The 26,443-nt window shown below is 46.4% G+C and carries 22 protein-coding genes; 13 read left to right on the top strand and 9 right to left on the bottom strand.

From position 1 onward, the window contains the following. Positions 1-19: 19 nt before the first annotated feature. The 3 genes from ACUTVW_RS12840 to ACUTVW_RS12850 all read left to right on the top strand — a co-directional run bounded on the left by ACUTVW_RS12840 (position 20) and on the right by ACUTVW_RS12850 (position 2,051). Positions 20-187, top strand: a complete 168-nt coding sequence (locus ACUTVW_RS12840; protein ID WP_445646163.1) for a hypothetical protein — start codon at positions 20-22, stop codon at positions 185-187. A gap of 204 nt (positions 188-391) precedes the next feature. Then, complete coding sequence (locus ACUTVW_RS12845) at positions 392-790, top strand: hypothetical protein (protein WP_445646164.1); 399 nt, start codon at positions 392-394, stop codon at positions 788-790. Between the two features lie 136 nt (positions 791-926). Further along, on the top strand, positions 927-2,051 hold the full coding sequence (locus ACUTVW_RS12850) for a GDSL-type esterase/lipase family protein (RefSeq protein ID WP_445646402.1): 1,125 nt from the start codon (positions 927-929) through the stop codon (positions 2,049-2,051). 113 nt (positions 2,052-2,164) lie between these two features. Here the strand turns inward: ACUTVW_RS12850 and ACUTVW_RS12855 are convergent, their stop codons facing one another. The 4 genes from ACUTVW_RS12855 to ACUTVW_RS12870 all read right to left on the bottom strand — a co-directional run bounded on the left by ACUTVW_RS12855 (position 2,165) and on the right by ACUTVW_RS12870 (position 5,940). After that, positions 2,165-2,734 (bottom strand): dihydrofolate reductase family protein, encoded by a 570-nt coding sequence (locus tag ACUTVW_RS12855; RefSeq protein WP_445646165.1) that lies wholly within the window; start codon positions 2,732-2,734, stop codon positions 2,165-2,167. Between the two features lie 129 nt (positions 2,735-2,863). Further along, positions 2,864-3,898 carry an aminoglycoside phosphotransferase family protein gene (locus ACUTVW_RS12860; RefSeq protein ID WP_445646166.1) on the bottom strand — a complete coding sequence of 345 codons (1,035 nt, stop codon included), beginning with the start codon at positions 3,896-3,898 and terminating at the stop codon, positions 2,864-2,866. Then, positions 3,895-4,968, bottom strand: coding sequence for a ribosome small subunit-dependent GTPase A (gene rsgA, locus ACUTVW_RS12865; RefSeq protein ID WP_445646167.1), 1,074 nt, complete (start codon positions 4,966-4,968; stop codon positions 3,895-3,897). Before rsgA ends, ACUTVW_RS12860 begins: the two co-directional genes overlap by 4 nt. 402 nt (positions 4,969-5,370) lie before the next feature. Then, positions 5,371-5,940 (bottom strand): hypothetical protein, encoded by a 570-nt coding sequence (locus ACUTVW_RS12870; RefSeq protein ID WP_445646168.1) that lies wholly within the window; start codon positions 5,938-5,940, stop codon positions 5,371-5,373. A 178-nt stretch (positions 5,941-6,118) separates the two neighbouring features. On the opposite strand from ACUTVW_RS12870, the gene ACUTVW_RS12875 reads away from it, so the two are divergent. The 3 genes from ACUTVW_RS12875 (at position 6,119) to ACUTVW_RS12885 (ending at position 8,201) form a co-directional block, all read left to right on the top strand. Further along, entirely contained in the window at positions 6,119-7,030 is a 912-nt protein-coding gene (locus ACUTVW_RS12875; protein ID WP_445646169.1) for a helix-turn-helix transcriptional regulator, read from the top strand. A gap of 306 nt (positions 7,031-7,336) precedes the next feature. After that, positions 7,337-7,609: a CD3324 family protein gene (locus tag ACUTVW_RS12880; protein ID WP_445646170.1), complete on the top strand. Its 273-nt coding sequence runs from the start codon at positions 7,337-7,339 to the stop codon at positions 7,607-7,609. Positions 7,610-7,709: 100 nt separating this feature from the next. Continuing rightward, a complete protein-coding gene (locus ACUTVW_RS12885) occupies positions 7,710-8,201 on the top strand; it encodes a hypothetical protein (RefSeq protein WP_445646171.1) in 492 nt (163 codons plus the stop codon). 155 nt (positions 8,202-8,356) lie between these two features. On the opposite strand, the gene ACUTVW_RS12890 is transcribed toward ACUTVW_RS12885, so the two are convergent. Then, on the bottom strand, positions 8,357-10,174 hold the full coding sequence (locus tag ACUTVW_RS12890) for an AbfB domain-containing protein (protein WP_445646403.1): 1,818 nt from the start codon (positions 10,172-10,174) through the stop codon (positions 8,357-8,359). 316 nt (positions 10,175-10,490) lie between these two features. On the opposite strand from ACUTVW_RS12890, the gene ACUTVW_RS12895 reads away from it, so the two are divergent. After that, the gene (locus ACUTVW_RS12895) at positions 10,491-11,285 is read left to right on the top strand and encodes an FRG domain-containing protein (RefSeq protein ID WP_445646172.1); all 795 of its coding nucleotides are present in this window, start codon (positions 10,491-10,493) and stop codon (positions 11,283-11,285) included. 150 nt (positions 11,286-11,435) lie between these two features. After that, positions 11,436-12,848 carry a DKNYY domain-containing protein gene (locus ACUTVW_RS12900; protein WP_445646173.1) on the top strand — a complete coding sequence of 471 codons (1,413 nt, stop codon included), beginning with the start codon at positions 11,436-11,438 and terminating at the stop codon, positions 12,846-12,848. 172 nt (positions 12,849-13,020) lie between these two features. On the opposite strand, the gene ACUTVW_RS12905 is transcribed toward ACUTVW_RS12900, so the two are convergent. Next, a complete protein-coding gene (locus tag ACUTVW_RS12905; RefSeq protein WP_445646404.1) occupies positions 13,021-14,469 on the bottom strand; it encodes a DEAD/DEAH box helicase in 1,449 nt (482 codons plus the stop codon). A gap of 672 nt (positions 14,470-15,141) precedes the next feature. Beyond that, positions 15,142-17,496 (bottom strand): 5'-nucleotidase C-terminal domain-containing protein, encoded by a 2,355-nt coding sequence (locus ACUTVW_RS12910; RefSeq protein WP_445646174.1) that lies wholly within the window; start codon positions 17,494-17,496, stop codon positions 15,142-15,144. 254 nt (positions 17,497-17,750) lie between these two features. Here ACUTVW_RS12910 and ACUTVW_RS12915 point away from each other — a divergent pair, with 254 nt between their 5' ends. Beyond that, entirely contained in the window at positions 17,751-18,713 is a 963-nt protein-coding gene (locus tag ACUTVW_RS12915) for an endo-1,4-beta-xylanase (RefSeq protein WP_445646175.1), read from the top strand. A 210-nt stretch (positions 18,714-18,923) separates the two neighbouring features. Here the strand turns inward: ACUTVW_RS12915 and ACUTVW_RS12920 are convergent, their stop codons facing one another. Together ACUTVW_RS12920 and ACUTVW_RS12925 are read right to left on the bottom strand one after the other, a co-directional pair. Then, complete coding sequence (locus ACUTVW_RS12920) at positions 18,924-20,258, bottom strand: glycoside hydrolase family 30 protein (protein ID WP_445646176.1); 1,335 nt, start codon at positions 20,256-20,258, stop codon at positions 18,924-18,926. 235 nt (positions 20,259-20,493) lie between these two features. Continuing rightward, on the bottom strand, positions 20,494-22,014 hold the full coding sequence (locus ACUTVW_RS12925; RefSeq protein ID WP_445646177.1) for a leucine-rich repeat domain-containing protein: 1,521 nt from the start codon (positions 22,012-22,014) through the stop codon (positions 20,494-20,496). A gap of 238 nt (positions 22,015-22,252) precedes the next feature. Here ACUTVW_RS12925 and ACUTVW_RS12930 point away from each other — a divergent pair, with 238 nt between their 5' ends. The 4 genes from ACUTVW_RS12930 to ACUTVW_RS12945 all read left to right on the top strand — a co-directional run bounded on the left by ACUTVW_RS12930 (position 22,253) and on the right by ACUTVW_RS12945 (position 26,414). After that, the gene (locus ACUTVW_RS12930) at positions 22,253-23,146 is read left to right on the top strand and encodes a diacylglycerol/lipid kinase family protein (protein WP_445646178.1); all 894 of its coding nucleotides are present in this window, start codon (positions 22,253-22,255) and stop codon (positions 23,144-23,146) included. Positions 23,147-23,334: 188 nt separating this feature from the next. Then, positions 23,335-24,252, top strand: a complete 918-nt coding sequence (locus ACUTVW_RS12935; RefSeq protein ID WP_445646179.1) for an aldo/keto reductase — start codon at positions 23,335-23,337, stop codon at positions 24,250-24,252. A gap of 308 nt (positions 24,253-24,560) precedes the next feature. Further along, the gene (locus tag ACUTVW_RS12940) at positions 24,561-25,943 is read left to right on the top strand and encodes a helix-turn-helix domain-containing protein (RefSeq protein ID WP_445646180.1); all 1,383 of its coding nucleotides are present in this window, start codon (positions 24,561-24,563) and stop codon (positions 25,941-25,943) included. 300 nt (positions 25,944-26,243) lie between these two features. Then, positions 26,244-26,414: an aspartyl-phosphate phosphatase Spo0E family protein gene (locus ACUTVW_RS12945; protein ID WP_445646181.1), complete on the top strand. Its 171-nt coding sequence runs from the start codon at positions 26,244-26,246 to the stop codon at positions 26,412-26,414. The last annotated feature ends 29 nt before the right edge of the window (positions 26,415-26,443 follow it).

Here is a 26,443-nt window from a genome sequence, read left to right on the forward strand (position 1 = left end):
ATATCGAGAGTCTTTTTTTGTGTTCTCAAATGACAAGGTAGGGCTGTCTCAGAAAAAGGATGCCTATCCCGAGCAGTTATCTAGCGGACAGCAGCAACATGTAGCGATTGCCCGTTTACTCGCCATGAAAAAGCTCAATCATGAGGGCATCCAGATGATTGTTGTGACACATTATCAAAATAAATGAGCATATCCCTTGCGGGTAAACCACAGATCAAGCACATCTGATATGATGAACTTGAACAGGTTTACTTGCAGGGGATCTTTGTTGTCGTGCGTAATACATATAGTAGATCTATATAAGTTGGAGTGTCTATGCAAACCTATAAATCTAACATAATAGACAGCTTCACCTTAAACGTCAGTTCACATCCACGAGCGGGAGGTCACCATGATGGTGCGAGTAACTCAGATGGATAAAGAGATTTTTCGGTCACATCTGATGCAAGCGATGGAGAAGATTCGAATGCGGGAGCAACTGGAATATGAGGAGGTTCAATTGCTCGTTGAACCGATGCACGAGCCGGATAAATCTCTAAATGGTGCAGACGAGATGATGCGGCTGGTTGTACTGGCCCCGAATAATGTGCAGCATCGGCAATTCACGGTGGACGAGGCTGTGAATCTGTTATGCTGGCATGTCCCTTTAGTTCCTCTATGGATTGATGTTTCTTTGGTGGAGGCAGAACAGCAACGAGCAGTGTTTAGACTGACTTGCAGTTTGCGTCTGCGCAAACCAACGCAGCTTCGTCATGCAGATACAGGGCATGCTCCATTCCAGGTAGTATAGATGCTGATAGGCGACAGAGTGTGATACTTAGAACTTAGAACAGCACTCGGAAATAAATGCGAATAAGATTCCCGTTAGAACTTCATTGATGAAGTTAGTTTTCAAAAGTAAATATAACAGGAGGGTCGGTATGAATATCAGCGCTAATGAAGAATTAGAGAGCATTGCTATTTCAGCTGTGCCACATATGAAAATTCACGGAAGAACAACAGGACAACGGTCGCCGGTAACCTTGTTTTGGACAGGCAGTGCGGTTGAATGTAACGTAAAGGGTGCGGAATTTTGGGTGGAAATAGAATCGTCTTATGATTTGCTTGAGCCCTGGATCAGCATCGTTATTAATGGTGTTCCAGTGAGTCGGCAGATGTTAATCAGAGGTAGATCCTGGATCTGTATATTCCGTGGGATGAACCCGGCTGTGGTGAAGAATGTACGTATCATCAAGGATGTACAGGCGATGAGTGTTGACCCGGGCAACAGTCTGCAGTTTCATGCAGTGAAGACCTGTGGTGCAATCCTGCCTGTGGAAGAGAAACCTCTTAAAATCGAGTTTGTCGGAGACAGCATCACTTCGGGCGAAGGAGCGATTGGTGCGAAGACGGAAGAGGACTGGATTCCCATGTGGTTCAGTGCACTGCACAATTACACATTCATGACGGCGGAGGCCTTGCATGCAGAGTACCGTGTCATTTCTCAGAGTGGATGGGGTGTATTCAGCAGTTGGGATAACAATCCGAATGGTAATATACCTGAGTATTATGAGCAGGTCTGTGGTCTGCTGAAAGGTGTACAGAATGAAAGACTTGGCGCGCTGGAGCCACATGATTTTAGCTCCTGGCAGCCTGATGTGGTTGTAGTCAATCTAGGGAGTAATGATGATGGTGCATTCCAGTCTCCAGCTTGGACAGATCCACTCACCGGACAGGTGTTCAAACAGCGCTTAAACGAAGACGGAACGTATCATGAAGAAGATTTGACCAAATTCGAGAAGGCAGTGGAGCTTTTTCTGATCAAGCTGCGAAAAAATAATCCACATGCGCATATCATATGGGCTTATGGCATGCTTGGAGCTTCCCTGCTTCCCGCGATATACCGTGCAGTTGATAGGTATAAGAAGCATTCAAGAGATCATGCTGTCTCGATCCTCCAGCTTCCGAATACAACCGAGGAAACAATGGGTGCAAGGACACACCCAGGTGAGCTGTCCCATCGCAGAACGGCAGATGTTTTAACGGATTATATTCAAAGAATGCTGAAATAGAATTCTTCGCATGGGTGTTATAGTGATCATTCCATGCCACAAAATAACAAAAGACCGTACAGCAGGACGCTGTACGGTCTTCTTTGAGTTGCTGTTTTATCGAGTCTGGTCGTCTAATTCAATTCTAATGAACCCTCTGTTACAAGACTGCGCTGCACCTCATAACGGATGGATATGATCTGTCCAAGCGTCTGGGTACGAATGGTTTTTAGCAGGGTCGGAACGGTACCTTTTGGAAATAACGGAATCCCTTCACCTAGTACTTTCGGGATAATAGCGACCTCGATTTCATCAAGTAACTGTTGCTCCATCACCGACTGAACAAGCTGGCCTCCACCTACGACCCATACATCTCCCTCGGAGGTCTGTTTTAACCGGGAAATCAGCGTTTCCACGTTCTCGGATGTGAATTGTACATGCGGTGCAGCTGGCTGCTCCGTGCGGGAAAGCACATAAGTCGGAAGATCTGAATAAGGGAAATCTTCGGATAAAGTAAGCACCTCCTCATACGTAGAACGTCCCATAATTACACTCCCGATAGTCTGATAGAATGCGGCATAGCCGTTATCGCCTCCGTCACCTTGTACATCAAACATCCAATCGACCGAACCATCCAGTCGGGCAATATATCCATCCAGACTCATAGCAATGTAGAGAATTGTTTTTGAATTTGAATGATTCACAGTTCACCACTCCTTTCCTTTAGTATCTATAAGATACAACGAAACTATGACAATTATTGACGTAGTTTGAGCGCTTGTTCAAAAAGTGCTAAGAAGGGAGCCTGGAAAAGCAATGAACGAACACAAAATCTATCCCTTCAAAGGACTATGTTTCATCTCATGGATTTTCTGGAGTATACGCTGATTTTCTTCCTTAGCCGCGTCGGACTCTGCATGTACATAACCCTCGACAAGTCTGTAACCGAACATGATCAGAATCATCTCATGCACGCAGTGGCTAGCGAGTGGGGGAGCGTCGGCATATTCTGCAAAGCCTCTATAATACGCAGGAACACATCGCTGATAATAATCGACCATATGCTCCGGATCGGTTTCGTCTGCGATCAGGCTTGCGATATCCTCTCCAAAGTATCCCCACCCCGATGTATCCCAATCAATGAGCGCGATGTTCCCATCGGCATAGATCAGATTGGTCACCCAGAAATCCCGATGGTTTAACACAAGTGGCAACTGTTCGATACGAGCGAATATTTCGTCCGAGTGTTCATCCATATCGATCAACATTTGCCGGATATGGGGTGGGAACTCGCAGTCTTCAGAACGGATGTAATCATAAACGACAGGCCATGAGCGATAGTGCAGATACGTATTTTTCATGAGATCGGCATGGCTCAAGTTGGTCCGACTCTTCAGCACTGACGGTTGTTCTGCGTACAGTTTACCTTGATAACGCCCTAATTCCAGTGCCGCCTGTTCATACATTTCGATAGACAGATCCAGACCGGACACACCATCGATATATTCCAGCCACAGTTGGAATTCATTTTCTTCAGCATTCATCTCCGCGTAATAACATGTGGGCCAGCGGAAGGTTTCCGAGAATGTCGTTCCGAGGTCAGAGATGTACAGATCATATTCCCGGCGCCAGGAACCGGGATCATTGTAACGTTCCCATTGTTTCTGAACCTTCAGTACAAGTTGGTAAGGCAACTTTTGACCATCTTCGGTTTCGGCTGTTCCGGTTACCAGGTTTACGTTACCCACAGTTCCGCCATGCAGCGTCGTTGTATGATAGTCCGCTGCAATAATGTTTTTCTTAAAATATTGGTTTAAAACATGGGTTAAGGTTTCCATCTTTATTTTCGTCATCTTCGTCTTATTCATTTCTTCCGACCTCCGCTTTTGTTGGTTTGTTTACTCTGAATCCTGTTGATTTTGTTTTTTGCTCTTTTTTCGATGAGGTAGTTCGTTTTGTGTTGTACATACTTGTTCTCTGACTGCTGGGAAATATAATTCTCCCAACGTTCATGCTGTAATGAACCGTCCGCGAGTGCTGAGAGAACGGCACATCCAGGCTCGGTCTGATGGCGGCAATCGGTAAAGCGGCACTGAGCGAATAATGCTTCGACATCGGCAAAGCTTGCATGAATACCTTCGTCAGCATCGAAAAGCCCAAGCTCACGCATGCCAGAAGTATCAATAACCATTGCGCCCGAAGGCAACATGAAGAGTTGACGATGTGTTGTGGTATGGCGTCCACGGCTGTCGTCCTCCCGTATGGCCTGCACTTTCATGACGTCATTTTCAATTAATGCATTGAGCAGAGAGGATTTACCCACGCCAGACATGCCGAGAAATACAACGGTTTGACCCGGTGCCAAATAAGTGTCCAGTTCCTCCAGCCCCAGGCCAGTGTGACTGCTGATCACGTGAACTGGTACATCGGAGATGCTTTGTTTAACTTCTGTGAGCATGGGATGATCTGCTGTAACAAGGTCTGCTTTGGTCAAAATGATGACCGGTTTACCGCTGCTTTGTCTGGCTTGTGTCAGGTACCGCAGAATACGATTCACATTGAAATCTTGGTTCAGCGAAGACAGAATAAAGACAACATCGAAATTGGTGGCGACAACCTGCTCCAATATCGTTTTGGCATAGCCAGCAGCATGGCCTGCATAGTCTGCACGCGAGAACTTGGACCTTCGCGATAGCACCTTAACAATCAGAGAATCACCGGTGTTGTTGTAGCGCAGCAGGACAAAATCCCCCACACAAGGAAAGTCGGTTGGCATATCCGCCTGATAATAAAATGAACCTTTTAGTACAGCGGTGACTTCACCGCGCTCTGTCATGACCGTGAATTGCTCCCGCCGAAGTTCTGTAATTCTGCCGGGTAATAATCCATCGGGAACCTCTTCTGTTTCGATATATCCGTAGGTTTTTAAATTCATCATGGGTATAAGGTTAGCTCCTTTAATGTTGTTTTTGGACGCAAAAATGCCGCAAACAAGCAGCCTCTTACGAAGCTACTGTTCTGCGGCATCAGGACGCAAAAAAGATACGACCTTCATCGTATCTGCAAACAGCAATATTCACGAAAGGTTACTTGGATGGCATAACAAAGAATACGGGGATCATCCCGCTTTTTTTCAGCTATGCCAGCTATTCGATTTTAATACTGAACCACCAAATCCATATAAGTAGTAGCCAATTAAAACCTCTCCCTTCGTGTAAGGAACTTGCTTATCGCTAAGCTGTCTTTACCATAACCTGTGATGGAAAATAATTCAATGTAAAATAGCGATGATTTTATTATTTTAGGTGAGGTTTTTAATCTCTACCCCAGTATCACGGCACTAAACCTGTCTCATATAGATAATGAATTGCCCATCGCTGGCAGATTCACTACCCACCCAGCCTACAGGCAGTCCCTGATTTTTATAGACGTTAAACATGGCCTCAAAATAGGGATGTGGCTCCTTACATAACAATCGGGCTCTCGCAATCTGCAATAGATCACTGCTGATGATATCAGCAAGATGATTAAGTTGATCAGGCTTCAGGCCCAGTTCGTCGGCCTGTCCCTCTAACCTTTTCTTCATCATGCCATAGAAGTCTTGTTCTTCTTCATCCAGGATCAATGCGCGGGCAAGGGACCTCTGCTCCTCACCAGAGGCGGGCGGAATATCTCCTAAGGCGTCTGCGGTAATGTCTAGTAGAAAATAACAAGGTGGCTCAACGTCTTGATCTTGGTAAAGAAGCAGGGCTTCCTCCAGATTCGCAAACGAATCTTGTGTCTCGGATGCTGTTCCATTCCCTGCGCCGTCATGGGTAACCGCAAGGTAAGGCCCCTTCAATACATCGCCTTGTTCAATGTAATCCATAACCTCACGTACATCCGCAGGAAAGAGTTCTTTGCTGCTCATCGTTGTTTTCAACTCCCGACATTTAATGGTGAATGCTCTATAGTTCTACATTGGTGTGTGAAGAGCCTGCTTATCACACAAACTTATTAAGGATGTTGTACAGCTTGCTTGTTCGTGGATCAGTTCAGGTATGTTACAATTTTACTATGACAAGAAGTGACGTAATTAAGGTGGGGTTATGATGAATCAACGCAGGTTGGCGATAATGCGTCTCATGGATTCCAGACATAAGTTCACAGCCCGGGAGCTGGCAGAACGATTTGAAGTGTCGGTTCGTACGATCCAGCGTGATCTGGATGCATTACAGGCGATGGGCTTTCCTTTATATACCGAGGTAGGTGTTAACGGCGGATATCGGGTGTTGCCCAATCGGATTTTGCCGCCTCTACAGCTGACGCAGCAAGAAGCAATGGGCCTGTTTATGATGCTTGAATATTTGGAACAGGTTCCTGATTTTCCGTATGGTATGATCCGGGAGCATCTGGCCGAGCAGTATTACTCCACGCTGCCTGCGGATGTACAGGAACGGATTGCAGGGATGAGGGAACATATTGCATTTATGCAGCATCCAAGTGAACATCGCGAGTCTCTAACATCCGATCTATTAACGGCCGCAGTCGAGAAGAGAGCTGTTTCATTCATGTACCAGGCTCGCAACGGTCTGAAAAAAGTAAAAGTGCATCCCCTTGGCATCTATTATGAGCAGGGATATTGGTACATGCCTGCGCGAAATAAAGATCGCGTGTTGTTATATCGCGTGGATCGAATGCAGCAGGTGATGGTACTGGATCAAACGGATGAATCTGTACCTACATTAAAAGCATGGCTGAAACAGGCAGAGGATAGAGAGGGCGAAGAGGTTGTGCTGCATTTCACGGAATTCGGGGCAAGAATAGCGGCTTCGGATGCATTATTCAAAATGGTGTCATATCAGGAGTGGCGCGGGATTGTGCCGCGCTCGGAGTTTTCTTTTACCGCGCGTAGGCTACTCTCGTATGGACCTGAGGTTAAGGTGATATATCCACCGGAATTGCAGGAGCAGGTTCGTGTGATGTTAGAGCAAAGTCTGGCGCAGTATAAGGACGAATAGAGGGATGAATGGGAGAATGAATAGAGGATATCGATTTCTAATATGGAAGATATAGGAGTGCAATCTAAAGATACTTGGGCATGACCTGAGGCAATATTATATCGATTCAGCGAAAGGGGGGCTACCATGATTCGATTCATAAGAGGTTTTAACACCCGCTCTATGCAGAGTCCATGCGAGGAACAACGGCGGTTGTTTGCATAGAGCCTAATATCCATTTCCGCCATCATTGACGCGATAAAGTTAGAAGTTTCCTCGTGAGGCTCTGCTACCTTAAAAGATTAACTTTTTAAGGAGTGGAGTGCGATGAAATATGTAAATGCCGATGCCATCCTTCCGAAGGCATTGCTCGAAGAAATACAGCGTCATCTTCCTGGTGGATTAATCTATATTCCGAGGCCGAAGCATACCCATAAGAAATGGGGAGAGGATTCGGGCGGTCGACAACTCATTCGGGAACGGAACAACGAGATTTGCCGGAAGTTTGCTACGGGATCAACCGTGGATCAGCTGGCCGAGCAATATTGTTTATCCATCGAGAGCATCAAGAAAATTGTATATTGCAAAAAAGTGAAGTGAAGTTGAAAGCAAGTGAGATGAAACTGGATAAAGTGCGAGTCACATTCGAGCTATCGGATGTGGCTTTCACTTTAAATGTCATAATAGGAGCATGGAACAGATGAAGGAAGGATGGATGGAGTACAAGATGAGCTTTGAATACTACATAGCGTCAGATCGTCCGATCCCCGAGGTCAAACTTCGTGGGCAAGAGATTTTAACTGTCCGCGATATGATTCGGTTAAATGTTCCGGATGGCTTGGTTCCTTGGAAAGAGATGAATGAGAGTGCAAGTGTTCTTTACGGTGATCCAGCAGCCTCTAATTGTTTTCACATCGAAAGTGCACCATATGCTGTAAAAATCATAAGCCAGTATACAGACCTGATTCATATTTATAAATTCGATGCTCCCGATATCCATTTAATAAAGGATTTGTATCAATATGTAACTTCCCTCGATAAAGAAACGAACTTGGAAATTTGGCATCTCTGGTTTGGCTATGATCATGAAGATGAAGTCATCACAAGAAAAAATTTGTCCCGCGCTACGCTTACTCTCTCCGATTTTGATGTCGTTCTTCATGAGAGCTGGTGCATCGCTATAACAAGTTGATTCTTAAAGCAGGGAAAATCGTTATAATGCTGGAAAAGCAAAAAGAGCCGAAGTGAGCTAAACTGCTGCTGCTTCGGCTTTTTTGACCTCATACATGGTTATTGTTCTTCACAAATAGACATCACAATAGAGCATGGAAGTGTCGTATTTCCAGATTAGAAATTCGTCCGTGCAAACGTGGCATCGGCTTTCACTGTAGCGTTGCTGGCGGCATTCACGGCATCCAGCTGTAGCACATAATCATAATGTCGGATGTAAAATCCGGGCTGGCTATAGGATTGCAAAGATACTTTGGTACTGTCTGCCCAGCCGGGGCTGATCAGAAACGTAGCATCTCCTTTGTAAGCAGCCGTGTTCGTGAAGGCTTCAAGTACAATTTTATTACTCGCATTGCGTTTCAGAAAATAACCAGGGTAGTTGATCGCCTCCAGTGAGATGCCTGTAGAGCTGGCAAGACCCGGTACAACACGGAACTGGGCATCGAGAGCCGGGGAGACATTGGCATCCATGCGAGCGATATAGTTGGCGTGACGGATCATTCGATCCGGTACGTTGTGTGAAGTAAACTGGCTGTAGCCTGTGGCTTCGGGATTGGATGGACCCAGCATTTTGACTTCGTGCAGCGTTGGGGTGTACCAGTTGCCCGGATTATTCCACAAGACGGCATTGACCATATTAATTCGCACGTAACGGGCTGTAAAATGAACCGTATCTGTAGTGAACCCATACGTCAGATTGTTGATACGGTCTAGCGTGGAGTAATTCACACCATCGTTGCTAATCTCGATTTTATATTTGTAATACCCTTCAGAACCTTTATACATAAACCATGAAATGTCTATCTCCGTAATCGTCTTCGGTGCTCCAAAATCGACCTGCCACCACGCAGGCCAGCTATTGGAGGAGGCCACCCAAGAGGTTTGGTAGTTACCGTCATTGACAAGAGAAGCGGATGAGCCAGAGGCCGTGGAGCTGGCGGAAGCTGTTTTGCCTTGGGCATGATTCACGAGTGCAGGCAGCGTGATTTGTCCTGTTGTCGCATCTATATTCCATGTCGTATACCATTCCAGCGAGGCCGTTCCACTTGCATCACTCAACGTGAGCGGCAACCAGATATGTTTGTGCTCCCCAAGGTTCATCGGGTTCCAGCGATCTGCCATATAGATGTAGGAAGTGGTGTTGCTGCCCTGGATGGTAGCGATATCGTGAATCTGCGAGCCGAAGGCCGATGGGTTGCCATAAGGTGTGAGCGCAGACCATGGGCCAGTCATCGATGTAGCCGTAGCATATGCACCCTGATTCGGATACCAGCCGGCAGCCTGGGAGGTGAAGAGGTAGTAGCGGTTTCCTTTTTTCACAACAGCAGGGGCTTCGCGGTATGCATTCTCGAACAACCATCCTTCGAACGATTGTACCCCTGTATAACTTGCATTCATTTTAAAAATAGCCATCGTATCATTTGCGCCGCCGTTTTTGCGGGAGGCCGTTACGAGATAACCTGTACCATCTGTGTCCACAAAAACCGTCATGTCACGAGATTCGTAGTCAAGCGGGCGGAAGCTGCCCTCATACGTAAATTTACCGTTGGGTGTACTGCTTGTGGCTACCGCAACGCGGCCGAGATTGTAATCGGTACCGTTCTCATAGTGGGCCCAGAGTACATACTGTTTGGTGGAGGCGTTATAGATCACTTTTGGACGTTCAATCTTGCTGGAGGCGAGTTCTGTCGCGGAGCCTTTGGTCAGAATAGCGTTGCTGAACGTCCAATTTTTCAGATCGGTTGAGGTGTAGACGTTCACGCTGTCAAACTTACCACCTACTGCATGTTCACCATACAGATAGTACGTTGAGCCCACCTGCAGGATGTTACCGCTGTTGGCGTGAATGGGATTGCCAGACGTATCAAGCCAATCGGTACCATTGGTAATTGCTACACTTGCCGCGTTGCTTCGTTCAGGATGTAGACTAAACATCGTTAATGCGAGTGTGAAAACCAGAAGCCAGATTGCCTTACGTTTTCCCATTACGTACACCTCCATCATGATTGTAAATGAATAAAGCGATTTCAAATCTATTGTAATTGATTTACAATATTTAGCAAGTGAACAATTCAATTATTGCTGAACAAAGTAATATCATTAAGACAGTAAGAGGAGATAGCGTCGATCCAGTCTAAAAAAAGGGATTGGATTTGAAGCCAGTGGGGAGATTGTGGCGTATATAACGGTTAGAGAGTATTCCGAAAAAGTGATTAAGAGTTACACATAAACGCTGGAGGTACCGGACGAGATGAATGCGACGAATGCGACGAAAAATCCTTTGTACTACGAGATAAGCTCTGTTGAAGACTACACATCGATTATCAACGAGTTACCGAATGGTCGGGGTGTGTATTATTACCGTGGAGAAAACAGGCGATACGATACGCAATCATCATCTTTACTTCGATCAGGAATAGCGCGATTGCTTCAAGCTAACCCGGATTATTATGCACAAGCAGTAAATGACTATGTCAGAGATATGGCTGATCAAACGGGAGAGTGGGAGCGTGAGCATGTGCTGGCTTGGTGTCATCACGAGGGTCTGCCAACGAATTTGCTGGAACTGACAGAGTCTTCGCTACGTGCATTGTATTTTGCCTGTTTGAGCCGTACCGATCATAGCGGAGAGCCAAGTCAGACAGGGTACGTGTATGGTTATGCGAAAGAGAATACAGTCGATGTGACCGATCTTATACTGGAAAATGTGAAAGCGAAGTCATCCCAATATAACTTGATCGATGATATGCATGATGACCCTCGATGGGGGCGTCTGCTGCCTGATAACGATAACCTGGGATCTCCCAAGCTGAATCTGGCTCAGTTTCCGTACCTGACTTATCAGGTGCCTTACAAGTATAGAGGTTCAGACGAGCCGAACGGACTATACTTCTATCAGTTGTTTCAGACGGTCTCTTCATCATCCAATCCGGAGTTTTCTTATGAAATCATCCAGCAGCAGTACACACCTTCGCTGATCGTTAAAGTGAGTAATCAGACAGAGATTCGAGAGCAGCTTCATCACCGATTGGGGCTGTACAGTTGATAAAATTTCCGCTCAATTAAGAGAGCAAGATTGTGCATGTCATTCGTATTTCGGCGGATAGCTGCTGGATACCAGGACCGTGTCTGGATGCTAGTGGAGGATTGCATCTATAGGATAGGAAGTGCACTTGAGGATTAGAGGGGGATGGTTATGGATAGCTTTGTCATCGATGGGAATGCCCAAGTGCTCCTGAAGAAGGAGGGGGGCGAAACGGTGGTAGTCAAAGGCGGAATGACTGCCGAAGGTTTTAGGGTTTTGTCGACCTATGCGAAGGGCTGGCTCACGTTTGCCTATTTACAGGATCATCAGGGCATATGGTGGTTCAATGCCAGGGCAAACAAAGCAAATTTGTTTACTCAGGATACGGAAGCCTTCCGAGTCGTACACGAGGATTACAGCTGTGATTCACAGTACGTGTATCTGGAGGACAAGCCTGTTTCCCCATCTGATCCGGACAGCTTTGGGCCGTTGTCCGGGACGCCCTATTTTGCGAGGGATAATTACCGGCTTTATGTCAAAGACAGCCAGCATTTTCATCTGTTCGATGAGATCGATACATATGGAGCCATTGCCAAGCATGACTACTGTACGGATTCAGATCATTTGTTCCATCTGTCCAGCGGCCTTCGTTATGCCAACGAGTATAAACATGAGATGCTAGAGTGGCTGCGGCAGCATTATCCAGATACCCCTGGCTGGTGGCAGGTTGACTATGTTAATCAGGCAGATGAAGCAGTGCAGCTTGAGGGGAATTGGCATGCCACGGCTACCTCCGTATTCTATCGGACAGAGTCTGGCGGCGGATACGGGCGAGATGCTAAGGAAACCTTCCATCTGGTTCGCGGCGTGGATCGGAGTTCATTTGAACCGCTAGATGAACAGTATGCGCGTGATCGGGATCGGGTTTATTTTAAGTGGCGCACCATCCGTGGAATAGATCCGAAGAGCTTCGAGTCACTTGGAGGCCGATTTGGCCGCGACAAGCAACATGTGTATTACAACGGGTATCGTGTTGAGGGAGCAGATGTACTAACGTTTGAAGTGTTAGGTGGTACGGAGCATCTGGGCTTATCCAGGGATCAGAACCATGTATATCATGCGCAGTATGCGCGTACCATTCAGCCTTACGGCCATCCTGACGATGTGCTTCAACGAATTAAGGGAGCGGACACGGTTACCTTTGAGCTGCTTACCCCATCCGGTAGCTGGGCTGTAGATGCGAATCGGGTATATCTCTGGGGCACTGCTAATAAAAAGATAGACCGTACCAGTTTTACTCATCTGTTCGAAGCTTATCCCCAGAGCTGGGCAAAGGATCGAAATAGTCTTTATAATGCAAACGGAAAACGCACGGTAAAGGGCATAGACGGAGCATCTTTTGTCGTGTTAAATCGGTATTGGGGCAAAGATGATCAGGCTGTGTTCAGTTTTGTGACAGGAGGGGTGTACAAGACGGCGGATGCTGAGACCTTTCAAGTGACGGATGCTGAAGGTAGTGCGGAGGATGAGCTGTTCTTTTATGCGGTAGCAGAAGGTGTAGTACGAAAAAAGAAGAAAACGTAGCTGGGAATGCGAATATGTCCTGAGCGAATATAGTTATAGCAAACCCGGTGTCCTCATGGGAATGTTGAGTTGGATTGAAAAGTCGAAGCAAAAAAGCAGGGGCAGACTTCAAACAAGTCCAAGCCCCTGATTGGTGAATGACGTTTCGCATCTTCAACGCGTTATCACTATATTAATTTTTATGACCTTTACGTACCTTGAGCTGCATGCGTTTGATCGTCGTATGCTGCATAACTTCCAGTACAATCGGCCCTTTGCCGTTCAGGATTTCCACATCCGTTACGTTATCCAGAATGGTAATAATCCCGATATCGTCTGCGCTAACCCCTTCAATCTTCGCAATCGTACCTACAAAATCAACCGCACGAAGTTTTTTCTTCTTACCTCCGTTGAAGTTCAGTTTCATGATCTGCTGGTTCAACTGCTCACGCTTGTCCTTTTTGCGTTCAGGCACGATCTTGAGGCGCTTCTCGAATTCTTCTCTGCGGCGATCGACCGCTTCCTCGGAAGGAGCTTTCATAACCGGGATCTCAAATCCAATATAGGATTCAATCTCCGCAAGACGTCTGCCGTCCTTCGGGGTTACCAAAGTGAAGGCTCTGCCTGTTTTACCTGCACGACCCGTGCGACCCGTACGGTGAACATAGCTTTCCTTTTCAAGGGGGATATCATAATTGATGACGTGAGTAATGTTTGTGATGTCAATCCCACGCGCCGCAACGTCGGTAGCGATCAGATAACGGAATTGTCCACGTCTGAACGCGTTCATGACTTCAATTCGCTCATCCTGCTCCATGCCGCCATGGATACGATCAGCGGGATAGTCCAGATCAGCCATGACCCGAAACAGCTTATCAACATTTTCTTGTGTACGGCAAAATACAATGCAGCTATCCGGGTTTTCGGTAATCAACAAGTCCTGTAGCAGTGCGGTTTTGTTCACTTCCGATGTGTGAACCACGGCGTGTTCGATGGTTGCTGTAGTCAGTCCGCTGGCCTTGATCTCAATCTCTACAGGTGTGTTCATATATTTCCGTGACAGCTTCGCTACATCTTCCGGGAACGTTGCAGAGAACAGCATGGTTGTCCGTGCCTGTGGCAATGCCTGAATAATCGCTTGAACGGTCTCGATAAAGCCCATGTTCAACATCTCATCCGCTTCATCAATGACCAGATATGCGATGCGATCCAGCGGCAGCGTGCCCCGTTCAATATGATCCAGAACCCGGCCTGGCGTGCCTACAGCCACATGGGTTCGTTGTTTCAGTTCGGCTTTTTGAATATGAAAAGGGGACTGTCCGTACAGTGCGGTTGCTTTAATACGCTTAAAGCGCCCGATGTTGGTAATATCCTCATTGACTTGCAAGGCCAGCTCTCGTGTAGGAGTCAGAATCAGAGCCTGTGGTTTATTTTCGTTCCAGTCTACCAGTTCGCAGAGCGGAATACCGTATGCGGCTGTTTTGCCGCTACCGGTCTGTGATTTTACCACGAGATCCTGATTCTCCAGTGCGACGGGAATGACCCGGGTCTGAACTTCAGTAGGGTTCTCGTAACCCAGGCTGTCCAGTGCTTTTATAATTTCTTCACCAAGATCGTAGTCTTTAAATTGCTGAGTGCTCATCATTTACCTCTTTTGCGTTTTAGTTTGGAATGCAGTCTGCTCACGTTATTGTGGTCTCAGTAAGGATGTGAATGATCTTACTTACCAGCATTGCACCGTACATGTAACATATACCTGCTTATTATACTCTATGTGCACAAAAAGCGCGTGGGAAATAAAGAGACTCTCCTTCTGAACAGCAGTTAGCCCCTCCATACAGGTGAAGGGAGTTACGGTCATTACCCGCACCCGCACCCGCACCCGCACCCGCACCCGCACCCGCACCCGCACCCGCACCCGCACCCCCAATATTCTAACGATCTCAGATGAGCTTATTTGAACGATATAGAGCTTTCTGAAATTGTAACGATCACCAGAGAGCTTATTCTGCTGAAAACACGATGAAAATGTCCGATCTCACTTCATTTTGCCCAAATAAGGTCTCCTGAGATCGTTAGAAAATAAAAACGCATAAAATGGACTAAATAGCGTTTTTGGAGATCGTTAGATGAAACGTGTCCCTCAAATCAGGGGATGAGGGCACTCTACGATGCTCCCCTTCCTTAGATATGCAACGTTCCACGTGAAACGATTAGTATCATCCTACAGAGAGTTTCCTCTATAGCAAACTCACATTAAGAAAAGACGATACACCCATCATTACATGGGTGTACCGCCTTGATACATACATTGTTATTTTAGAATACTCACATATTTGCCGTACACGTATGCCATCTTTCCATTCAGCTTCACTTTGACCCAGCCATAGGCATGGCCTGTGCTAACTACTTCAAGCATCGTACCTTGTGGCACGGAAGTAATCACTTTAGATTTGGAAGATGCACCCGCCCGTACATTCAGATGAGCGGCCGTAACCTTGGCTTGTTTGCCTGAAACTGCGACACTTGGCTTGCCATTGTCTGAAGACACAGGTGGTTTACCTGGTTTCTGAGTGCCTGGTTTTGGCGCTCCAGGTGTAGGAACCGGAGTTGGTTTCGGTTTCGCTGGATTACCTGGTTTTTCCGGTGCAGGAGCTACCGGTGTCTCAGATGAAGGGGGTGTTGAAGTCCCGTCATTGTCTTTACCTTTGATTGCTTTGCGAGCCTTGTTCAACTGTTGATAGAACGCGCCTTTTGTTTTTACGCCTTTGAATTGTGCTGTATCTACCCCTGCTTTGGAAGAGAGGGCTTCAATCTCATCCGCTGTTACCGTGTCCAAAATGTTAATCGAGGCAATGTTCGTATATTTGCCGTCTTCCGTAGTCGGAACGGTCATCATGCCGGCATTAATGAGTTCTACGACATCTGCACGTTCCGGTGCAGTCAGGTCTACACCAGTGATTTTCCAATTGTGCTGTATCTTCGGTTCGTAGACACCTTTCATTACGTTTTTCAGATAGGCGATCGACAGGTTACGGATAGTCCCCTGAATCTCGCCGAAAGCCGAAGCATCCTTGGAGGACCAGAGCTGTTTGAACTTGCGTCCTTCAAGCGCCCCGCCTTTGGCAATGAGTGCTTCCATCCGATAAGCATTCAAACCGAGCTTGAGCGTATCATTGGCCAGAACAGATTTTCCATTACTATACTTCAAATTCGTAATTCGGCTGCCATATGGCTTCGTTAGATCGATCTCATAGGTCACACCACCAAAGAAATCGTCGGTGCTATATTTGGAAGCACGCCGCTTCGCATCAAAGCTGATGGTTACATCCCCGGGACGAGTAGAGTTGAAGTATCCCGCAGACCATTCCATGTAATCCTTCAGATCGCGTCCAGTCACTTCATATACAGTTACTTCACCAAACGTGTACTGATAGTTGAATGCAATATCCTTTTTCTTGATTGGGCCAACGTCCAGCTTGGCTTTGTCATTATCGATCTGATGTGCAACAACATCCGCATCACTGTAATGGAGCATCACTTCGGTGAAAAAGTCAGACAGCGGCGTTTCCTGAATCTGTACGGCAGGGATGCCTTTGATCTCATCCGCAGGAACCAGATTCGTTCCTTTCAGTTCCGCGACCACGATGTTAGCATCGGCACGTGCGAACTCGTGGAACGGATGCAGTGTTTTTTCCAGGGAAGGATCGGAAACTTCATAGGTGCCGTCTGCTTTTTTGACAGCGAGTGCCTTGGCTTCTTTGCTCTTCAACACAACCTTGCCGTCCTCTTTGGCAAACGTCAGGTCAATGCGTGACATGTGTGTACCATATTTGTTGGGCTCGGAGATCAGCACGCCGTTCACCGTCTGTGATTCAATCAGCTGATGCATGTGTCCGGCAAAAATAGCGGCCAGCTCCGGGTTGGCATTCGCGATATCCGTTACCCCGGTTCCCGGTTTTCCGTTCTCATTATCCAGTCCCATATGCATGAGGCCAACCATCACATCGACTTTGCCTTTCAGCTCGGCAATGGCTTTGCGAGTCTCCTCGACAGGGTCTTTCACAACAACACCATCCAGGTGATCGGTTCCTTTTTCGAATTCGGTGATCATCGGGGTGTTCATACCAATGACGCCTACTTTGATACCGTCGCGCTCAATAATGGTATATGCAGGCATGTAACGGTCGCCGTTTTCTTTGAAAATGTTACCGACAAGTGCCTGGCCCTTGAACTGCGAAGAGATTTTCGCCAGTACGTCCAGGCCGAAGTTAAACTCATGGTTGCCCATAACCCAGGCATCATAGTTCATCTCATTCATCGCCACCATCATCGGAGACTTGGGTTGGTCATTGAACAGTTCGGCTGAATTGTCCTGAATCATATCTCCCGCATCCAGAAGGATGGTGTTGGGATTCTCGGCACGAACCTTTTTTACCATCGTGTAGAGCTGTGTCATGCTGCCGGCAGGGTTGGGACCGTCCAGCGCATAATCCCATGGCATAAATCGACCATGAATATCGGATGTGCCAAGCAAAGTGATTTTAGTTTCCTGATCTGTTTCAGCTGCGTGAGCGCTTTCCGAAGCAAGCGGCGTGAGCAGCAGGGAAGAGCCTAACAGAATGGATAACGACCAACTGGCGAAACGTTTCAAACCAAGTGTACGCATGTGTAATCTCCCTTGTGTTCTAGAGTGTGTAATGATATCTATCCATCCATACTAGAGAAACATCAACGTAATGTAAACGCTGATGTAACATATATGTTCGATACAGTTGCGTAAAGTAGGGAAAAAAGATAAAGCAATAGGAAGTATACTTTTCAAAGTAAATAGTATGATTTATATGTGTATAAAACCAAAATTATCCATTATGATGTCATTGTAAGCGCTTTATAAAATACACCAAACCAAGGAGGAATATTATGTTGAAGTCCAAATGGTTTAAGACGGTAGGTACACTTGCCCTGGCAGGTGTGCTGGCCGCGTCAGTCGCGGTGGGCAGTGTTAGTGCCGGATTGGCTAAAGGCAGTAAATTCCTGGGGAATATTATAGCTAGCCAGGTTCCAAACAATTTCAGTCCATACTGGAATCAGGTAACGCCAGAGAACTCCACCAAGTGGGGAGCAGTAGAAGGCACGCGTAATGTGATGAACTGGGGCCAGGCAGATATGGCTTACAACTATGCGAAAAACAATAAAATGCCTTTCAAATTCCACACGCTTGTTTGGGGAAATCAGGCACCTAACTGGATGAATGGCCTTTCTGCAACAGATCAGAGAAACGAAGTGATTCAATGGATCAGAGCTGCAGGACAACGTTACTCTCAGTCGGAGTTTGTTGACGTAGTCAATGAGCCGTTGCATGCAAAGCCAGCCTTCCACAATGCGATTGGTGGAGATGGACAGACGGGCTGGGATTGGGTCATCTGGTCATTCCAACAAGCAAGACAAGCCTTCCCGAATTCCAAGTTGCTGATCAATGAATACGGTATTATCGGTGACCCTGCGAAGGCAGATCGATATATCCAAATCATCAACCTGCTGAAAAACAGAGGCCTTGTTGATGGCATCGGTATTCAAGCGCACTACTTCAATATGGACAACGTATCTGTGAACACGATGAACACCGTTCTGAACAAATTGCAAGCAACAGGTCTCCCAGTGTATGTATCCGAGCTGGATATGACTGGCGATGACAATACTCAGTTGCAACGTTACCAACAAAAATTCCCGGTACTCTGGAAGCACCCGGCTGTTAAAGGTGTTACGCTGTGGGGTTACAACGAAAACCAAACATGGACTAGTGGTTCTCACCTGGTAAGAAGCAACGGTACAGAGCGTCCTGCAATGCAATGGCTGAAAAGCTACCTGGCGAACAATCCTTAAGTCTAGGAACAGGTCCTAGAGTTGGCCTTTGTATAAATCTTAGTAGTAGCAAAAGCAGATCGGGCTCATTCTACTTTTACAATCAGTTAACAGTATTATCCCCCAAAAAGAGCCTGTTCCGCTAACGATGCGGGACAGGCTCTTGAAGTTTACATCCGCATTTTGCTTTCACTTCTTGTTATTTCAAAGGGCTGTATTCACTTGTTGTAATTACCTAATTACCATACTGTTGAATGAATCGGCTTCAAGCTGAACATGAATGGTTTGTCCTTTGTCCAGAGCCAGGTACAGGTCGCGGCGTTCCGGGAATGGATTGTTAATCACGACGACCAGACTGTTATCCGGGTTGCGGAAAGCAACCGCTTTGCCGCTCCATGCTCCGGAGAGACCCAGCCGGCGAGCGCCGTTAACGACATGGTGCGCAAAATGCTTCATCACATAATACTCCGGATTGCGCGTAACGTCCTTGTGTGCAGGATCCACTGTAATCATCGAGTTCTGCTCCCAGCCCCATGTACTGCGGCCTTTGGGCTCCAGCACCATATTCCAATAGATATAGGCATTAACACCGTTGCTGAAATAGTGCTGATAGAGGTTATATACATGCTTGGCGTAATTCCAAGAGTTGGTACCATCTCCGCATTCATTCTCGGTCTGCATATAACGAAGCTCCGGGTAACTTGCCACGGTACGTTGAATGGCGTGTTTGCCTGCCCATTGATATCCGACTCCTTTGATATAGGAGTAAGCTTTGGGATCACTGAGCACCAGCCCGGCGTATTCATCAAATCCGGTCGTTTTCTTTTTCATCAGTTCTTCCCATGGATCAGGTGCATTAATGGTACCCAGCCAGATTTCCGTATCCAGACCATGCTTGTCAAAAGCAGGCCCCAGATAATCAGCGATGAACTCACGCAGCTGCTCGCCTGTCCACATACAGGACGGGAACTTCTGATCCGCGATCACTTCGTTCTGCACATGTACCTGATGAATTGTAATGCCCGCCTCACGGTAGGCCTCCACGAATTTCACAAAATACAGAGCGTAAGCCTCCAGAATTTCTTTTTCCCAGCGAAGTGTTCCGTAGTTGTAGGCTTTGGGGAACTTCATCCAGGTTGGCGGACTCCATGGCGATGCGAATAACTGCAAATCCGGGTTATAACTTAAAGCTTCCTTGATATAAGGGATCAGATATTTGAAATCCCGTTCGATGGAAAAATGGTTCATGGCCACATCTCCGTCGACCTCGTTGTGGCTGTACCACTGCTCTGCATAATCACTCGCGCCAATCGGCAGGCGACAGATTGTAAACCGATGCTCTCCTTCCGGATGGAACAGGGAGTGCATGACTTCGTGCCGCTGCTGATCACTTAAATGAGCCAAAGCCAGATAGCCCAGCTCGTTAAAACAGCCGCCGAATCCTTCGACAAGCTGATGTTGCTCACCGGTGAACCCTAAGTTAGCGCTTTCATTTGTGGGAGCAACAGATATCTCCATCCATGGTTCTGTAGGTGTAGTGGAAAATCCGTTAAACGTAAATGTCATATGATGATCCTCCTAGGTTGTTTCTTAGTGACTCGCTGATTACGTTCAGTATACCAACTTTCGCTACAAAAACAGATATGCTAAACCGTGCAATATTTACCCTAATCCAAGGTGGAGAGCAGTATACCCTATTCCTCATGAAAAGAGAACAAAAAATCCCCGCTGGGCATTCAGGCGGGGATGCAGTCACATTTTGCAATGAATGAGATGTGTTAACGGATTACTTTGCTTAAGGTCATGGTGTAACATCATCTTCAGCCTGCGGTTTATTTTCAAAGATCAGAATCGTTTTGCTATTGGCTATATATCCAACGGTGGTATGAAGCTGCTCTGAGATAAATCGAACGGGTACATAGGCGTTCCCATCTTTCATCAACAGGGGAGCATCATTCATGATGAGTTCATCATTGATTGCTGCCTGTTTATTGCCCACGCTCCAGCGAATCGTTAGATTCTCCTGTGTAATTACAGCTTCACGCGTATCGCTGTTCCAGTTCACACGAGCATTTAACTGCTCGGATACAAAGCGCAGAGGCACATATGTCCGGCCTTTATCAATAAAAGGAGCTGCACCCAGTGCGTACGCGCGGTCACCTACATATGCCGTAGTAGAGCCTTCAATCAGACGTTGGAAACGCCCCTGTGGCGTGCGTTTCTGCTCCCTGACATTCAATTGGTTGAGCAGGTGCATCGTATGACTACCACTTGCCACATCCAGATAATTATTCTGTACAGTTAGTCCGGTAGCCTCTGTCTCTGCCAGCACATTCTGTGTGCCTGAGGACATAGAGGTGGAAGCGGAGATATGATCTACACTTGGAAGCCCCGAATTGTCAGGCGTAAGAGATAATTCAGAGATCGGTGCCAGATCCCATATCCGGTTGCCCGATAGCTTTAATATGTTCAGTTTGGTTAGCTTGCGCAGAGGCTCCAGATCGTAGATCTGATTCGAATCCGCGTTTAGCTCGGTTAAGTTTGTTAATACCGCAATGTCACTCAGTTGCTGAATCTGGTTACCCGAGATATCCAGTGATCGAAGTTGTGTCATGTGGCTCAAGGGTGTAATGCTGGATATATGATTACCTGCTACATTTAGCTCTCGCAGTGTATTCGGCAGATCAGAGAGTGCATCAAGTGCCGAAATGTGATTGTTTGCCACATTTAACTGTGTTAGCCCTGTCTGTTCTGTAAGTGGGGTGAGATCTGTAATGTAATTGTTCGAGATTTCAAGCCATTTCAGCGAACGCAGTTCGGATAGAGCGTCCAGACTTGAGATCTGATTGCCGCTGGCATGCAGTGTATGTAATCTGGGGAATTCCCGCACAACGTCAATGGAGGTTATTGAATTATTGCTGATATATAGTCGTCCCAGTTGTTGCAATGTAGCAAGAGGCTGAATGGATGTAATGTAATTGTTGCGTACGTCAATCTCGCGAAGCTGAGTCAGGTGTTTCAGTGGTGTGAGATCGGTAATTTCGTTGCCATATAGACGCAGATGAGTCAGATTCACGGCATGTTCCAGCCCGGAGAGATTCTGAATACCGACATTACTCAGATCCACTACACGAAGCTGCCTCAGATCGTTGGACGTCAGGGGTTCGCCTACAGATATATTCAAAATTAGCTTAAGTCCGTCTTCCAGTGCAGGATCTTTGATGAGGGGATTTTCTGTCTCAGAGGCCGGATAGGCCATCGCTTGCCCTGCCGTACCTATACTTAGAATACATATCATCAATAACAGTGTAATTCTTTTCATTACATGCCTTCCCTCCAAATCATAACTTCTCTAGTTATTAACCCGTCTTGGGGAAATAGGAACAGTGATTGTATAACTTGCATCGATCTATACCTTTATTCTATATGATGAAGGCCATGCCCTGCACTTTTTCGGAATAACTTTGTACAAATTAAACAGATTTGCACGGGATTGTATTCAACACCTTTAAGAAAAGGGTAAAGATGTACAGATGTTATATGTGGAGAGGGAGATATTGATGAAGAAAGCGATGATCATTAGCAACCCGTCGTCAGGCAAGGAAAAAGCGGAGCAGTACGTGTCTCAGGTTCAGGCTATTCTGCAAGCCAAGCAGTACGCGGTGGTCGTTAACGAAACGGCCGGGGAAGGTGATGCTGCTCATTACGGTCTGAATGCGTGTAAGGATGGGTGTGATCTAGTGATATCCATCGGGGGAGACGGTACATTGCATGAAACAATCAACGGTATGCTGGATCAGGAGCATCGTCCTCTTCTGGGCATTGTTCCACTTGGAACAGTAAATGATTTTGCGCGGGCGTTACATATCTCTCTTGACCCGGATGAAGCGATCGAGCAACTGCGCTCGGAACAGACCCGGTTGGTAGACCTCGGCATGGTGAATGGACGGCTTTTTGCCAATGTGGTGGCTGCCGGCTCGCTCGCGGAGGCATTGTTCTCTGTTTCGGCAGAGGAAAAATCGAAGCTGGGCTCGTTCGCTTATTTGAAGGAAGGATTGAAGGATCTGGTGAACACCCCAGCGAACACTCTGAAGATTGAATATGACGGGCAGTCATGGGAGGGAGAGTCACCGCTCTTTCTGGCAGCACTCACCAACTCGGTTGGGGGATTCGAAAAATTGTCACCGGATGCAGAGGTGGATGACGGATTGATCCACTGCTTTGTGATCCGGAACATCGGCGTGTTCAACAGCTTGACCTTGGGTACGTCACTGTTCTTCGGCAATCTGAAGGAGCATAAGGACGTGGACTATTTTACAGCCAAAGAAGTACGTGTCCGCTCGGACGAAACCATTCGTACGAATGTAGACGGAGAGGAAGGGCCTGCCTTGCCCATTGATATTCGTGTTCAGCCTGGTTATATGAAGGTCATCGTGCCGGAGAAAAGTGAATGATTCCCCATGGGCTCGCCAGTTCCGGTGAAAAACGAATCATTTCTCCATATAAATGTGGGGAAAGTCTATTGAAACCGATTGCAGGTATGTGTCACAATCATAGACGGAAGACAGGCATGGACATGCATATTGCATAACAGGTCTCATGCAAACCAAAACTATTTTATTGAATATGGAGGGGAAACATCTTGAGAACCATTAAACTGGGCAGCAGTGCACTCGATGTGCCTGTAGTTGCTGTAGGTTGTATGCGAATCAATTCATTGGACAGTAAGGATGCGGAGCATTTTGTACGTTCTGCCATGGAAGTAGGAGCAAATTTCTTCGATCACGCCGATATTTACGGCACAGGGACATGTGAGGAGATTTTTGCCGATGCTGTGCAGATGAATCCCCAAGTTCGTGAAAATTTGATTCTGCAATCCAAATGCGGAATTCGCAAAGGCATGTTTGATTTCTCCAAAGAGCATATCCTGAATTCGGTAGATGGTATTCTGCAGCGTCTGAGAACCGAGTATCTGGATGTGCTGTTATTACACCGCCCGGATGCACTTGTTGAGCCAGAGGAAGTGGCAGAAGCATTTGATCAGTTGGAACGTGAGGGTAAAGTGCGTCACTTTGGCGTATCGAACCAGAACCCGAATCAGATTGCCTTGTTGAAAAAATACGTCAAACAGCCGCTGGTAGCCAACCAGCTGCAGATGAGTATTACCAATACCACCATGATCGACAGCGGCATCAATGTGAATATGGAGAATGATGCTGCGGTGAACAGAGATGGCAGCATTCTGGATTACTGCCGTTTGCATGACATTACTATTCAGCCGTGGTCTCCGTTCCAATATGGATTTTTCGAGGGGGTTTTCCTGGGTAGTGAGAAGTTCCCGGAGTTAAATGCCAAGATCGATGAGATCGCTGCGAAGTATAACGTGAGTAATACAACGATTGCGATTGCATGGCTGCTTCGTCACCCTGCACAGATGCAACCTGTAACGGGCACGATGAATATAGAACGTCTGCAAGATTGTGTGAAAGCGAGTGAAATTCATCTCACTCGTCCAGAGTGGTATGAGATTTACCGTGCTGCAGGTAATGTGCTGCCTTAAGTTAGACACATTGAGTTATAAGGCAACAGGAAGTGTACTGAACATGTGCACGGATCAATGCTTGACTGACACGAGCCCGTCCGGCTCGTGTTTTTTTGTACACTTAGGGCTTGGAAGAACAGCTCACTTCGATATAAAATATAGATACATACTTATTCCTTCTAAAAGGATTAAAATGTAATTAATACAAATTAGTTGAAATTATTTTATTGAAAAGCACGTACATATTACATATAATTACTTTTAATTACTTTTGCGTACCGCACAGTCTTGTTTTTGGTGTTTTTATTTTGGAGGGTGGTGTTCCCTTGGAGCCGACAACCACGATACGCGATCATTTAGAACGTTATCTGAAGCGTGAACAGATGTCGATCAGTCTTTTTTCAGAGCTGTCCGGAATTAATTCTGGCACTCTCAGCAACATATTGAACAAAAATCGACCGATCTCCATGCAGCAGTTGGATCGTATTACAGTAGCCATGAAGCTTGAGGCGGGCCATTTCTACGAGTTGTATATTGATGAGTGCTTTGTGCACGCTACCCCGGATTGGCGGAGATTAGGGCCGTTCCTGCATCGATGTGCTGAACTCGATAAGTTGGACTGTATCGAAGAGGTCATTCGTCTGATGATGGACAATCTGTCGTATATCCCGTTGTTATTTGATGTGGCAGAGGAATTCTACCATGCTGGCAAATGGAAACCGGCAACTCTTTTATATGAAACGATCGCCGAAAGTGAGAAGATGCAGCATTCTGAACGGCTCGCGCTCTGTCAGTATCGCCTGTTCAAGCTTGGACTGACGAGTGATCAGCAGCGGAATGTCATTATTGCGGCTCAATTTGAATATTATGTGGATCGGCTGGATGAACGTTATCAACTGGATGCACTAAATGAACTGATTAATGCGTTTGGAGCTTTGCATAGATGGAACAAAGTACAGGAACTATCCGACAAATTAAAAATTAAAGCTACAGTCCATTATGAACTTAATGGCAGGAGGAAACAGGAGGAGACCAAAAGGCCGATTGTCTTTTATATTCTATATTCCTACCTTGCCTCAGGAAGCGCACATTATCATCAAAAGAATTATCATACGGCACTCGAGTATGTTGCTTTATACGCAAATAACAGCTGGGTGAAAGACCCCGATGAAGAAGAACGCGTTGTCATGAATCAGTTCCAGGAATGGGCAGAGGCTAACCGGTATATCTACAAGTTGATGGCCGGACAGTTTGAAGTTTTGCCTGATTATCTGGAGTATATTTCAACCAAAGAGAACGAAATTTTCCCAGCACTGTGTGATATTGTGAAGGCAGCTCTCCACTACAACCAGAATATCGATCATGTCTTGCGGGACTACCAATCCTATTTTATATATCAGGAGCAAAGTAACCGAATTGGTAAAGTCAGCAGCCAGGTTACAGACGATCGATATTTACGACTTTTATTGGATTTGGGTGCATATTATTTAAGGAAAGACGAGTATCACTCAGGTATAAGATTTGTGTTAGATAGTTTAAAATTTGCTATTGAAATTAGCAGCGGACGAGGTATGCTTAGAGGAGTCGGACTGTTTGAGCAATACAGGGAATTCGCATCGGAGACGGCGAAACAGGAATACAAAATGATCATTAGTGAGGTGCAGAAACTTAATGAAGAGAAAGTTGGCTTTGCTGATAGCTACATGTAGTATCATTGTATCCATCACAGTCCCTGCTGCGCAACCTGTCCCAGACACAAAGAATCCCGACCCACAAATTATGAGACCCAGTGACCACGGATTCGGAACTTAAATGACTATACGAAATAAGGTTCGGGGGCATAAGCCTGAGCCACGGAACGCTTCTGGTTTTCTTCGGAAGCGTTCTTTTTGGTATGCCATAAACGCTGTAATAATGCTGGGATAATACATAAGAAAGTACACTGTCATATCCTCATCAAACTATCGATTGGCATAATAAGCTAAAATATGACAAAAGGAGGGGGGACTATGGATCGTATGGAATTAAAAACACAGATTGAAGACGCGAGACAACAGCTGCATCAGATACACACGCAATATGGTAATATGCTTCATCCTGAAGTGATCCGACAATCCGTAGTACTCGACGCTCTCCTGAACCAATATCACCGGATACGTATGGAGAAGTTGATGAATTAACAAGGGTTTAAGACAAACGATGTGCGAGT

Source organism: Paenibacillus sp. TSA_86.1 (assembly GCF_052691815.1).